The organism is Methylobacterium sp. CCH5-D2 (assembly GCF_001556475.1).
GTDB classification, from domain to species: Bacteria; Pseudomonadota; Alphaproteobacteria; order Rhizobiales; family Beijerinckiaceae; genus Methylobacterium; species Methylobacterium hispanicum.
Map to the genome: position 1 here is coordinate 1 of NZ_LSIX01000203.1, position 12795 is coordinate 12795.

The window sequence follows — 12795 nt, forward strand, 5'->3', positions numbered from 1 at the left end:
CGAGCCACATCGTGCCGAGCGCCAGGACGAGGCCGGCGAGGCTGAGCGAGGCCGCGACCGGGAAATTGAACGAGGACAGGCCGAGCTGGTAGACCAGCGTCGAGACGACCCCGACCTTGCCGCCGCCGATCACCTGGGGCGTGGCGAAGGCGCTGAAGGTCCAGGCGAAGGCGGTGGTGAAGCCCGCCACCACGCCGGGCATCGAGAGCGGCAGCGTCACGGTGAGGAAGGCCCGCACCGGCCCGGCGCCGAGGCTCTGCGCCGCCCGCTCGTAGTCGCGGTCGATATGGGCGAGGGCGGCTGCCAGCATGATCACCATCACGGGCAGCGTCACGTGGACGAGGGCGATGATCACCCCGAGTTCCGTGAACATGAGCTGGATCGGCCGGTCGATCAGCCCGAGCTGGCGGAGCGTCGCGTTCACGAAGCCGGAATTGCCGAGCACCACCGTCCAGGCATAGGTGCGCACCACCTCGCCGAGGAAGAGCGGCGTCACCGCGGTGACCAGGATGACCGATTTCAGGAGCATCGAGCGGCAGCGCACCAGGGCGTAGGCGACGGGGTAGCCCACGACCAGGGTGATCAGCGCCGTCTCGAAGCAGATCAGCACCGTGTCGCGCAGCGCCCGCAGCACGATCGGGCGGCCGAGATCGGTGAAGTTCTCCAGCGTGAGCCCGCCGACGTCGAGGGAGCCCGGCATGTAGGCGTGCAGGCTGTAGCGCAGGATCGCCGCCATGGCGGCCACGATCGCAACGGCGACGAGCACCGCCGGCGTCACGAACAGGGGCAGGAAGGGCCGGCGGCGGATCGCGGGTGTCATCGGGCTTCCGGTCGATCGGGGCGGTGGGCACGATCCCCGCCCCCGGTCGCGGGGAGAGGATCGTGCCCAGGAGGACGATCGCGTCTCAGCGCGCCATGATGTTCTCGGCGAACCACTTGCGCCAGAGCGCCGTCTTCTCGGCCCTGAGCTTCGGGTCGATGTTGATGGCCTGGGTCTTCCACTGCTCGGCGGTGGTGAACACGCCCGGGAGCTTGGCGATCTCGGGATCGACCTTGGCGTTGGTGACGGTGGGGCTGCCCTTCTTCAGCTCGGCGATCTTGGCCTGAACCTCGGGGTCGAGCGCGATGTTGATGAACTTGTAGGCGAGATCGGCCTTCTTCGAGTCCTTGTTGATCGCCACCGTGTCGATGCCGAGCACCCCGCCCTCCTTTGGGATCACCACGGTGATCGGCACGTCCTGGCCCTTCATGTAGTAGGCGTTCATGGTCAGCACGACCTGGACGGGGGTCTCGCCGGTGGCGATCAACTGCTGGCTGTTGGCGTCGTTGGTGTAGAAGGCCCGGAAGTTGGGCTTGAGCGCCTCCAGCTTGGCCTGCCCCTTCTCCCAATGGGCGGGGTCGCTCCCCGAGAGGATCGCCGAGACCGCGATGATGTGGCTCGGGTCGAAATCGGGCGCGGCGAGGCTGTTCTTCAGCCTCGGGTCCCAGAGGTCCTCCCAGGAGCCGAAGGTCATGCCCTTGGGCGTGAGGTCGGCGCGGTAGCCGATCGTGTAGACGTAGCCCCAGGTGCCGAGATGGGCGGGGCTGACCCGGGCCTGCTCGACGAGGTTCTTGGCGTTCGGGATCCTGGCGAGGTCGAGGGTCTCGAAGAGGCCGTCGTTGACGTAGAGCCAGCCGACATGGGCGGTCGTGAAGGTCACGTCGCTCTCAGGGGAGCCCTTGGCGAGCTTGGCCTTGTTGAGCCGGTCGATGGTGCCGCCGGTGATGTACTCGACCTCGACGCCGGTCTCCGCCTTGAACTTCGAGGCGATGGCCTCGTCGATCAGGTCGCGGAAGCTGCCGCCCCAGGTGCTGACGACGAGCTTCTCGGCCGCCTGCCCCGGGATGATCGATGCGACCAGGACGGAGGCGGCGATGAGCGGTGTCAGAAGGCGGATCACGTCGGTGGCTCCTCTCAATGTCGTCTCAAGGTATTCGCAAGCGCGATGCCAATCGCGCCCATCATATTTACAAGTGCGATACCAATCACGCGCATCGTATTTGCAAGCGCGATGCCAATTGTACCCGTCCACGATCAGGCGCGATAGTCCGTTTTCTTCTCGTGCGACCTGTCGGATCGACGTGCCATCGGCCCGAAATCATCCTCTCTTCGATGGAAGGGCAGCCCCCCTTCGCCCGGATCGCGCGAGCGAAGCGGGACCGATCCTGCCCGATCCTGCGCCTGCCCGAACGCGCCGACGATCCGAAGCCCGGCCTCTGGAGGCGGCCCCGGACGGCGAGCGTCGAAGAGCGGATCATCGCCGGGTACGGCCCTCCCTCGGACGGAAAGGCTAAATGGCCGCACCCGTGCATAAAGTACGATTTCCGGAAGCCTCTGGATCGGAAATCCCGAGGCAGCGGGCCGCCGGAGCGAGGCTCGCCCGAACCAGTGTCACGGTGCAGCGGCCGAGGCCCCGTCCCGGGTGCTCGAGCCGACCGCCCGCGCGGGGGGCGTCCGCAGGATCGAGCGATCGACCGCGCGGATGTCGCGGTGGCCGCAGAGCGCCATCGTGGTGTCGAGCTCGTGGCGGATGATGTCGAGCGCCTTGGCAACGCCCGCCTGACCGTAGGCGCCGAGCCCGTACAGGAAGGCGCGGCCGATGAAGACCCCCTTCGCCCCGAGCGCGACGGCCTTGAGCACGTCCTGCCCCGAACGGATGCCGCCATCCATCAGCACCTCGATGCGGGACCCGACCGCGTCCACGATCTCGGGGAGCACGGCGATGGACGAGGGGGCCCCGTCGAGCTGGCGACCGCCGTGGTTCGAGACGATCAGCGCCTCGGCACCCGTAGCGGCCGCCTGCTCGGCGTCCTCCGCGTCGAGGATGCCCTTCAGGATGAGGGGACCCTGCCAGCGGTCGCGGATCCGCCGCACGTCGTCCCAACCGAGGCGCGGGTCGAACTGGTCCGCGGCCCAGGCGGAGATGGAACTGGTGTCGCGCACGCCCTCCACGTGCCCGACGATGTTGCGGAAGGTCCGCCGCCGCGTGCGGAGCATCGACCAGCACCACCGGGGTTTGGTCAGGAGGTTCAACGCGGTGCCGAGCGTCGGCTTCGGGGGCGCGGAGAGGCCGTTGCGCAGGTCCTTGTGGCGCTGCCCGAGGATCTGGAGGTCCAGGGTGAGGACCAGGGCGGAGCAGCCCGCCGCCTTCGCACGGTCGATCAGCCTGTCGTTGAAGGCGCGGTCGCGCATGAAGTAGAGCTGAAACCAGAACGGCTCGGTCACGTGCTCCGCCACGTCCTCGATGCTGCAGATGCTCATGGTCGAGAGCGTGAACGGCACGCCGGCCGCCTCCGCGGCGCGCGCCGCCAGGATCTCGCCGTCGGCATGCTGCATGCCCGTCAGGCCGGTCGGCGCCAGGGCGACCGGCATCGCGACCGGCCGGCCCGCCATCGTCGTGGCGAGCGAGCGGTCGGTCATGTCGACCGCCACGCGCTGGCGCAGCTTGATCGCGGCGAAGTCGGCCTCGTTGGCGCGGTAGGTGGACTCGGTCCAGGAGCCGGAATCGCAGTAGTCGTAGAACATCCGCGGCACGCGCCGCTCGGCGATCCGTCGCAGGTCCTCGATGGTCGTGATGATGGGTGCCATGGTTCCTACGGCCTCTGGTCGGATAGGGAGCGGCCCGGACGGTCGTGCGTGATGTCCGGGATCATGCCCGACGCGGCGTCGCCGCGCCGCGCGACGGGATCGCGGGACGGAGCGGTCGTGCCTCCGAGGAGCCGGCACCTCCCCGACCGGGCGGCCGGGACGCGCGGATCTCCGCCAGGATCGGCGCGATCTGCACGGCCTGCTCCAGGGTGCGCGGCTTGCAGGGCGGGACGCGCGCCGCGCTCGCGCCGGCCGGGTGGGCCGACGCTCCAGGCCGATTCCGGTCGGTCGGCCCGACGAGGAACGCGTGCCGGCGGTACCGGCCGGTGTCGTCGGTGGACCGGATACCCGCGGATGCGGCCTCCGCGATCGCCGTCATGACGTCGAGCGTCGCCCCCTCGCCCCGGCATGGGCCCGACGCTCCGGGGACCATCGGGCCGTGCCGAGGGGACTCACTCATGCCGATGGCGCGACCCTCATCGATGATCTGTCCGCCGCCGCTGCGCGGATGGGCGGCGACGGTCGCACGCTGCAGCGATGATTCTGTCTCGGATCGCCCGGCCTCCGCCGGGCTCAGGCGCACCGAGGAGCCGCATCGCCCTTGGTTCGTAGGCGCCGGATATTTCAGGCGCTGTCAATCCGGTCGATCATCCCGGGATCGGCGACCGGGGCGCGATGGCTCGCGATGCGCATGGGCCCCGCACGAGCGGGCCCTCCTACGCTGCATTCGAATCCGCAGCTTCGGGCCTCCCGATATGAGGTTCACGTCCCTGGGGCCCGCCGCTTTCCCGGGGACACGGCATCAGGCTCGAGGTCATTGTTCTTGCGTGATATTTTCGGGAGGCCGGCTTCCGCTCACAAGAATCATGCTCTCTGCGGGGCCGCTGTCCGGCGGCCGCGCGGTACATCGGGTACTTGGTGCGGGTCGCTGCCGGAATCGTCGCTCGATCCGGCGTTCGGGACGGGGCGGTCGCGGTTCATGGCGGTCGAGTTCCCGCCCGGGTCGGGCGCGTCGTTGGCGCAGCGGCTCCTGTCGCCCATGACGTCCTGCCCCTTGATCGCGCCCAGCGCGGCGAGGGCGGAGGCGGGCGCCGCGAGGGCGAGGGCGACGAGAGCGGCCGCGGGGCGACGGGGATGGGACATCGGGATCTTCCGGCTCCGGACGGGGCGGTAGCCGGTTGACCGCATCCGGGCCGGACGTTTCCGGAAGTAGGATTCCGAGTGCGACGGCCACATCCGGCAAATCCGCCTAGTAGCCGGCCCTGATCACGGATCGCTCGCCGCCCGCATGCCGCTGAGCCGCCTCGGCCTGGTCGCGGGAGAGGCGCCGGTTCGCGACGAGGCGCACCCACCACGGCACCCGCCTGACCCGACGGCCCGAGGTCTCCGCCAGCACGAAGGCCTGAGCACATTTCTCCAGGAGTTCCGCGTTCAGCAGCAGGCGCTCCAGGCCCATGCCGAAGCAGAGGACGCGGTCGTCCCAGACGAGGGCATTCGTGCTCGCGCGAGGCACCGAGAGGGCCGGGCCGGTCGCGAGCGGAACGGCGAGGCCGAGGTGACGCACCTGCTCGTCGAACAACGCCGGCATCGGTCGGCCGACACGGCCGACGGTCCGGCCCCACACCTGGCGGCCTTCGAGGATCGCGCCGACATCTCCGCGCGCGGCGTAGACCGCCCGGTGCGGATCGGGGGATCGTCCCCGGTCGAGCGGGGTCCAGACCACGTCCCGCGCCCGGACGGCAGCGTCCGGGCAGGTGATCCGCGCGATCTCGGCCCGTTCGGGGATCCGCTGCGAGAGCGTATCCCCGGGCCGCATCAGCCCCTTGGCGGCGAGGCGCCCGACGGCGCCGCGCAGGCCTTCCGCCACGGATTCGCGGCTCTCCATGATCGACCTCACACGAGCCGGAACACGTCTTCGAAGCGCGAGAGCGCGTCGTCGATGACCGCGTCGGTATCCGCCATGCTCGTGTAGATGCGCGATCCGGCGAGCGTGAGGATGCCGTGGGCGAGGTAGGCCGCGCCCATCTCCTCCATCGCGTGCTTGCGGGCGGCGTGCTCCCGCATCAGCTTGATCGGGTTGCGCATGCTCATCAGCAGCACCGCAGAGGTCTGCAGGTGCACGATCGAGCCGAAATTGTAGGCGACGTAGGGCAGGCCGAGCCGGTCGATGATCCCGTTCAGGCCGCGGCAGAGCCGGTCGCCGGCGCGTCCGGCGGCCACCGCCGCGCCGGTGCGCGCCATCTCGCCGATGGCGTGGTACCCGGCGACGCAGGAGAGCGGGTTGGCCGACAGCGTCCCGCCGACGAAGGCACGCCGGCTGCCCGTGCCGATGCCCCCGGCCAACAGCATCATGACGTCCCGTCCGCCGCCGATGCCGCCGGCCATCAGGTAGCCGCCGGTGAGGCACTTGCCGAACACGGTGAGGTCGGGGCGCACCCCGAAATAGCCCTGCGCCCCGCCCATGCCCACGCGGAAGCCGGTCACGACCTCGTCGAAGATGAGGAGCGCGCCGAACTCGTCGCAGAGGGCGCGCAGCTGCGCGTTGTAGTCGCGCAGGACCGGGCGGGTCCCGCTCTCCGGCCCGAGCGGCTCGACGATGATGGCCGCCGTGCCGCCGCGGGCCCGGTTCAGCCAGAGCTTGCGGCGCAGGGCGCCGATGTCGTTGGGGAAGACCTCCTGGGTGTAGGCGGTGGACCCCCTCGGAATGCCGATCGCCTCGCGGCGTCCCGTACCCGGAACCCGCATGCCGTAGACGACCTGGTCGCTCCAGCCGTGATAGGCGCCGCCGACCTTGATCACCCATTTCCGGCCCGTATAGGCGCGGGCGAGCCGGATCGCCCCCATGACCGCCTCGGTGCCCGAACCGAGCATGCGGAACATCTCGATGTTCGGCATGTGCTGCCGGATCAGTTCGGCGAGCTTCATCTCGTACTCGTGGAACAGGCCGGTGACGGGGCCGCACGCGTCGAGGAGCGCGTGCACCTTCTCGCGCACGGGCTGGTAGTTGGAGCCCAGCAGCGTCGGGCCGCCCGCCTGCAGGAAGTCGATGTAGCGGTTGCCGTCGGCGTCCCAGATGTAGGGGCCCTCGCAGCGGGTGGCCGCCAGCGGGAAGGGATAGTTGAAGGCGAGGTTGTGCTGCACGCCGCCCGGGATCACCTCCGCGGTGCGCTGGGCCAGCGCCTTCGAGGTCCGGCACCTCTGCTCGAAATGGTCGAGCACGCCCGGCAGCGCGTCCTTGCGGATGCCGCGGACCGGCTGCTTCAGCAGGGCGTTCAGCCGGTCCATCACCGCCGCGTTGTCGGGCCATTCGGAGATGGCGTAGCCCGTCCCCGGCACAGGGCTCTGCATGTTCATGACCGTGCTTCCTCCGCTCGGATCGCGTCAAGACAGGTGAGGACGAGCTCCCGCAGGCCGGCGTCGAGGCCGGGGCGGGCGGCGATGGCGGCGCGCAGATGCGCGGCGGCGGAGGCCTCGACCTCGGCCACCATGGCGGCGGCGTCGGCCAGGCTCGGCGCGGCGCAGATCACGCCGTGGCTCGCCAGCAGGAAGGCGTGGAGGTCCGGGCGCAGGCTCCGGACCAGGGCCTTGACCAGCAGGCCGGTCCCGGAGGGCCGGTAGGGCACGAGGCCGACCTGCGTGCCGTACAGGGCGAGGTCCGTGCCCGGCCGCCAGGCCAGGCGCTCGTGCAGGACCGCGATGGCGCTGGCGACCGGCTGGTGGGTGTGGACGCTGGCGCGCCGGTCCGGCCGGGCGGCGAGGAGCGCCGCGTGCAGGCCGCGCTCGACCGAGGCCGGCCGCGTGCCCGCGATCTGCTCGCGCGTGTCGAGGCGCAGCACGGCGATGTCCTGCGCCGCCATGGCGGCGTAGTCGGTGGCCGAGGGCGTGATCGCGAAGTGACGCTCGTCCAGCCGCAGCGCGACGTTGCCGCCGGTGCCGGCCAGGAAGCCCCGGGCCGACAGGTCCCGGCAGGCATCGACGACGGCCTGCCGCTCCGTCAGGAAATCAGGCATGGTGCCGCCTCGTCCGCTCGGGCTTTTCCGCGCCGTTGAGCCGGCGGTAGAGCGGGCCCAGCCGGCGGTGGAGATCGGTGAACAGCGCGAACCGGTCGTCGTAGAGGCGACGCAGGTCCGGGTTCGGCTCGAAGACGCGATCGATCCGGATGTGCCGGGCCGCCTCGGGGAAATCGGTGAGGCCGAGCCCGACGCCGCCGATCACGGCCGCGCCGACCGCGTTGGCCTTGAGCGGCTCGTGCAGGCGGCGGATCGGCAGGCCGAGCGTGTCGGCGAAGATCTGGCACCACGCCTCCGAGAGGGCGCCGCCGCCCAGGATCGTCAGGTGCTCGGTCGGGCGCCCGAGGAAGCGCCGGACCGGCTTCATCATCCAGCGGGTGTTGAGCGCCGTTCCCTCGAACACCGCCCGCGCGACGGTCTCGCGGGTGTGCTCCATGCTCAGGTTGAACAGGCAGGCGCGCAGCGAGCGGTCGTCGACGGGGCAGCGCTCGCCGAACAGCCAGGGCAGATACATGGCGCCGTCGCTGCCGGGCGGCGTGCGGGCGACGATCCGGTCCAGGACCTCGTAGACGTCCGGCGCGGGCTCCGAGGCGATCAGGCCGTCGTCGTGGAAGATGATACGGTCCTTCAGGAAGGCGACGTTGTTCGCGCCGCTCGTCTGAAGGGCCATCATCATGTAGCGCGCGGGCAGGGCGCACGGCACCGAACTGATCTGGTCGAGGATGCTCGTCTTCTTGAAGGGGACGTGGGCGCCGATCCAGGAGGACGAGCCGACGTAGAGATGCGCGTCGTAATCCGCGAGCGTGCCCGCCCCGATCGCCGCCGCGGTGTTGTCGATCGCCCCGGCCACGACGGCCGTCTCGGGTGGCAGGCCGATCTCCTCCGCCACCGCCGGACGGAGCCGTCCGATCACGTCGGTGCAGCGCACGAGGTCCGGGAACTTGTCGCGCGCGATGCCGCTGCCGGCGATCAGGCCGTCGTGGTAGCGGATCGCGTCCGGGGAGCGGTTGTCCGTGACCCAGGAGGTCAGGATCGAGTCCTGGGTCGCCGCGAAGCGCCCCGTCAGCCTCAGGTTGATGAAGTCGAGGACGTTGAGGAACTTGTAGGTCCGCGCGTACACCTCCGGGCGGTGGTCGCGGATGAAGAGCATGTGGCCGGCCGGATCCTTCCCGGACAGGGCGGGCGCGCCGCCGCAGAGCCGGATCCAGCGCTGAAGCCGGAACGGGTCGTAGCCGGAGACGCTGAAGCGGCCGCCGAACTGCCGCGCCAGGGCCGGCGCGCCGCGCATGTCCATCCAGAGCACGGCGTTCGTCAGGGGCACGCCGTCCCGGTCGACGGGGATCGTGCCCTCCCCTTGCGTCGAGGCGCACACAGCGCGGATGCGCGAGACCGGAACCGCGCCGTGCCCGAGCACCTCCCGGGCGGCCGAGACGAAGGCGCGCCACCAATCGTCCGGCTTCTGCTCGGCGCCGACCTGATCGACCACGACGAGTGGCACCGGACGGAAGGCCCAGGCAACGACCGCGCCGGTCAGGGAGACGAGGCCAACCTTGCAGCCGCTCGTTCCGAGGTCCAGCGACAGGATGTAGGCCTCGCCGGTATCGCGGTCGCTGGGCCGCATCGTGCGTCAGTCCCGGGGTTCGACAATCGTGCCGCGACGATAGTCGGCTCCCGCAGGCCGCCTAAGAGCCGGGAGAGCCCCGCCAAGGGTCTATTCCGGCCATAATCCGGCGGCATCCGAGCGGACCGCCCCCGGTGTGCTGCCGGTCCAGCGCCGGAACGCGCGCCGGAAATTGTGGGCGTCGGTGAAGCCGACGGCGAGCGCGACCTCGTCGATCGTCAGCCCGGCATTGGCCAGGAGTTCCAGGGCCCGGTTCCGGCGCTGCCGGTCGAGCAGGTCCTGGAACGAGGTGGCGAACTCGGCCAGGCGCCGTCTCAGCGTCCGCTCCGACAGGCCGAGTTCCTGCGCGACGCGCTCGCAGTTTGGGGGCTGCCGCAGGTTCTGTCGCAGCACGCGCTCGACCGAGTCGATGACCTCCTGCGCCTCGCGGTTGCGGGCGCGGTTGCGCTCGAGGAAGCTCATCACCTCGCGATGACTCAGCGGGTCCGAGGTGATCAACGGCCTGGCCAACTCCCCCGCGTCGTAGACGAACAGGTTCTCGGTGCACCCGAAGCGGACCTCGCAGTCGAAGATCCGGCGATAGGCCTCCGCGCAGGCGGGGGGCGGATAGGCGAGATCGATCCGCCGCGGCCTGGCCCGCTCGCCCACGAGCCCGCGCCCGATCTGCAGGAAGCTCGCGAAGGCCTCCTCGACCAGGAAGACGGTGATGTCGGGCGCGTGGAAGCGCGTGCTCGCCGAGACGACCACGTCGTGCCCGGAGATCCGCTTGTCGAACTCCAGCATGCTGCCGGTGTCCTTCTGCAGGACGAGGCCGAGGTCGATCGCCGCGCCGAGGGTCCGGCTGGTGATCATGGCGTAGCCGACGAGGCCGATCGAGGTGATCGTCTCGCGGCTGCCGGTCTCCAGCCCGAGGGCGTAGCCCCGCGCCATCCTGAGCGCGCGGCGGATGATCTCGTGGCCCTGGCGGAAGGAGACGCGGCAGCTCGGATCGGCGAGGTCGTCCAGGGTCAGGCCGAAGCCGAGGGTGATGCGCGACGGGTCGAAGCCTAGATCCGCCAGGGTCGCCGCGAGGCAGCGCAACAGGAAGACCGGGATGTTCGCCGTCACGTAGCGCGCGTCGGCGGTCTCGTCCGACGCGGCGCGCGATCCGCCCGGCCCGTCGGCCCGTGCGGTGGCGGGCTCGATCATCGCGCCCACCCCGGATCGCGGCGCAGGAGGTCCGGCCCGTTTGGCCGAATGTGACCCGCGAATGTCACGACAGGCACCTTTCTGAGCCGGCCCACCAATCCTAACGTTCGGCAGCTGATCGCAAGATGATGCGTCTCACTCTTCGGGCCCTGCCGGCCTAATATGGTTCTCGTCGCCTTTCAAGGTGAACCTGCGCAGTCGTCACGAAGATGTTCCCGGTGGACCGCATGAATCCCTTGGTGTTCCGTCACGCGATCGACGCGGCCCCGGCGACGGCGGCCGGGACGGCGCGCGGGCGCGCCGCGGCCCGGCTCCGGCGCTCCGGCCTCCTCTCCCGGGTCTGACCCGATGTCGGTCGGCGTCCCGCCCCTCGCCCCGCTGCCCGAGGCGCAGCGCGCCGCCTTCCTGCGCGACGGCTTCCGCCGCTTCTCCCATGCGCGGCGGGCACGGACGCGCGGGGGCTCGATCCGGCCCGCCACGCCGCCCTACGGACCGCTCGCACGCTTCCTCATGCGGTAGGCGCCCGCGAATACACAATACGAGGGTGAAACCGAATTGCAACACCGTTCAATTCTGTACATCCGCGGCGATATTTTGATAGGATTACATTCAGATCTATGAAAAATAGCGCGTATTCTTCCTAAAAAATGCGGGGGCGAGGGGAAATGTCGATTACAAGCTGCAAAGCCGGGCTGCGCACATCCGTCGCGGCTCTCTGTGCCCTGGGCGGATTGAGTGTCGCCCCAGCCTCCGCCGGCGGCTTCTCGCTCCCGCCCGCCGACACGGACATCCTGTTCACGGAAGGCAAGTACAGCATCCGTCTCGGCGGGGCCGGCATCTTCGCCAACCAGGGCTTCTCGACCATCCGGGGGCAGGCGGTCGGATACAGCAACTACGCGGATCCGATCCCCGCGCCGAGCTTCGCCGTCAAGGTCAAGTTCGCGCCCGAACTCTCCTGCGCCTTCCACTACTCGTACCCCTACGGGATCGGCGCAAGCTACAACCTCGCCGCGCAGAACGGTCAGGCGCTCTCGTTCGCGGAACTCGGCGGGCTGCCGAACGCCACGCGCAACATCCGGCTGACGTCCCAGGAATACGGCGGGACCTGCGCCGCCAGCACCAGCATCGGGCCCGGACGGGCCTACCTGCTCGGCGGCGGCTTCCTGCAGAGTGTGCGCTACCGGGAGAGCACCCGTCTCGGCACGCTGGACATCGCGCAGGACGGGCAGCCGGGCTACCGCGTCGGCCTGGCCTACGCGATCCCCGAATACGCCATGCAGATGCAGGTGTTGTACCGCTCGGCGGTCGATCACACGGCCAAGGGCAGCTTCACCCTCGGCCCCCTGGCCTCGGCGATCGGGCTCACCGGCGGACCGCTCTCCGCCAGGGGCGTGGGCACGCTGCCGCAATCGGTGGTCGTGTCGGCGCAGACCGGCATCGCGCCGCAATGGCTCGTCTACGGATCGTTCGCCTGGGTCAACTGGAGCGTGCTGCCGAAGTTCGACTTCACCATCGATCAGATCGGGCCGGACAGCAAGGCGCTCGGCCTGCGCGACGGCTTCACCACACAGGTCGGCGTCGGCCACGGCTTCACCGACCGCCTGTCCGGCACCGTGAACCTGAACTTCGACACCAAGACCGGCAGCGCCTCCTTCATCCTGCCGGCCAGCGTCGGCGTCGGCCTGGGGCTCGAGTACAAGACCGACTACGGCAAGATCAGCGGCGGCGTCCTGGTCGCGCGGGTCTCGGGCGGCGCGCAGCGCTTCGCCGCCGGCGCCACGGTCGATGGCACCGCGGGCCCCGGGTACGCCGTCGTGACCGCCCTCTCCTACCTGCTCGACTTCTGAACCTGCCTCGCGAAGCGCTTGGACGGTGACCGTGCTTCCTCCTGCGGCGACGGCGCAGCGAGCGTTTCGTGACGGACGAGAGGGCGTCCCCCGGGCCGCCCTCTCGTCTCCACCCGCTGCCATGTTGAGGCTTCGATGATCCCACCCTTCATCACCTTCGGCGATCGGGTCGCGCGCACCGTGATGCGCACGCTCGGGGGACTGCCGATGGGGATCCAGCGCCGGCTGGCGGGCGGTCCCATCCGGATCGACGGACAGACGCTGCATCCGACGGCCCAGCTCGGGATACGGCTGATCAACCTCGTCGGCGGCGAAACCTTCGAGACCAAGCCCCTCGCGCACGGGCGCAGGGAGATCTCGGTCGAGGCCTGGGTGTTCGGCGACCGGCGGCCGGTCGGCTCGGAGATGGACCTGACGGTGCCGGGCCCGCACGGGCCGGTGCCCGCCCGGCTCTACAAGCCCGAGGCGCCGGCCGGGAACCTGCCCCTCCTCGTGTACTAC

Annotated in this window: 12 protein-coding genes; 3 read left to right on the forward strand and 9 right to left on the reverse strand. The window is 70.2% G+C overall.

What is annotated here, in order from left to right:
* The 9 genes from AX737_RS05295 to AX737_RS05340 all read right to left on the reverse strand — a co-directional run.
* On the reverse strand, window positions 1-820 hold an 820-nt coding region (locus tag AX737_RS05295), incomplete at its 3' end, for an ABC transporter permease (protein WP_082772896.1).
* An 85-nt stretch (window positions 821-905) separates the two neighbouring features.
* Window positions 906-1940, reverse strand: a complete 1035-nt coding sequence (locus AX737_RS05300) for a polyamine ABC transporter substrate-binding protein (protein WP_238229594.1) — start codon at window positions 1938-1940, stop codon at window positions 906-908.
* 491 nt (window positions 1941-2431) lie between these two features.
* The gene (locus AX737_RS05305) at window positions 2432-3628 is read right to left on the reverse strand and encodes an alpha-hydroxy acid oxidase (protein WP_066919578.1); all 1197 of its coding nucleotides are present in this window, start codon (window positions 3626-3628) and stop codon (window positions 2432-2434) included.
* Between the two features lie 864 nt (window positions 3629-4492).
* Window positions 4493-4771: a hypothetical protein gene (locus AX737_RS32980; RefSeq protein ID WP_156453543.1), complete on the reverse strand. Its 279-nt coding sequence runs from the start codon at window positions 4769-4771 to the stop codon at window positions 4493-4495.
* 106 nt (window positions 4772-4877) lie between these two features.
* Window positions 4878-5513, reverse strand: a complete 636-nt coding sequence (locus AX737_RS05320; RefSeq protein ID WP_066919585.1) for a hypothetical protein — start codon at window positions 5511-5513, stop codon at window positions 4878-4880.
* Window positions 5514-5521: 8 nt separating this feature from the next.
* Window positions 5522-6982 (reverse strand): aminotransferase class III-fold pyridoxal phosphate-dependent enzyme, encoded by a 1461-nt coding sequence (locus AX737_RS05325; protein ID WP_066919587.1) that lies wholly within the window; start codon window positions 6980-6982, stop codon window positions 5522-5524.
* A complete protein-coding gene (locus AX737_RS05330; protein ID WP_066919589.1) occupies window positions 6979-7638 on the reverse strand; it encodes a class II aldolase/adducin family protein in 660 nt (219 codons plus the stop codon). The genes AX737_RS05325 and AX737_RS05330 overlap by 4 nt, the downstream gene beginning before the upstream one ends.
* The gene (locus tag AX737_RS05335; RefSeq protein WP_066919592.1) at window positions 7631-9259 is read right to left on the reverse strand and encodes an FGGY-family carbohydrate kinase; all 1629 of its coding nucleotides are present in this window, start codon (window positions 9257-9259) and stop codon (window positions 7631-7633) included. Before AX737_RS05335 ends, AX737_RS05330 begins: the two co-directional genes overlap by 8 nt.
* Before the next feature lie 90 nt (window positions 9260-9349).
* Window positions 9350-10447 (reverse strand): AraC family transcriptional regulator, encoded by a 1098-nt coding sequence (locus AX737_RS05340; protein ID WP_082772897.1) that lies wholly within the window; start codon window positions 10445-10447, stop codon window positions 9350-9352.
* Between the two features lie 348 nt (window positions 10448-10795).
* Here AX737_RS05340 and AX737_RS32985 point away from each other — a divergent pair, with 348 nt between their 5' ends.
* The 3 genes from AX737_RS32985 to AX737_RS05350 all read left to right on the forward strand — a co-directional run.
* Window positions 10796-10966 carry a hypothetical protein gene (locus tag AX737_RS32985; RefSeq protein WP_156453544.1) on the forward strand — a complete coding sequence of 57 codons (171 nt, stop codon included), beginning with the start codon at window positions 10796-10798 and terminating at the stop codon, window positions 10964-10966.
* 212 nt (window positions 10967-11178) lie between these two features.
* On the forward strand, window positions 11179-12294 hold the full coding sequence (locus AX737_RS05345; RefSeq protein ID WP_066919593.1) for an outer membrane protein transport protein: 1116 nt from the start codon (window positions 11179-11181) through the stop codon (window positions 12292-12294).
* Window positions 12295-12429: 135 nt separating this feature from the next.
* Window positions 12430-12795, forward strand: a 366-nt coding sequence (locus tag AX737_RS05350; protein WP_197430469.1) for a hypothetical protein, incomplete at its 3' end; no start/stop codon positions are given.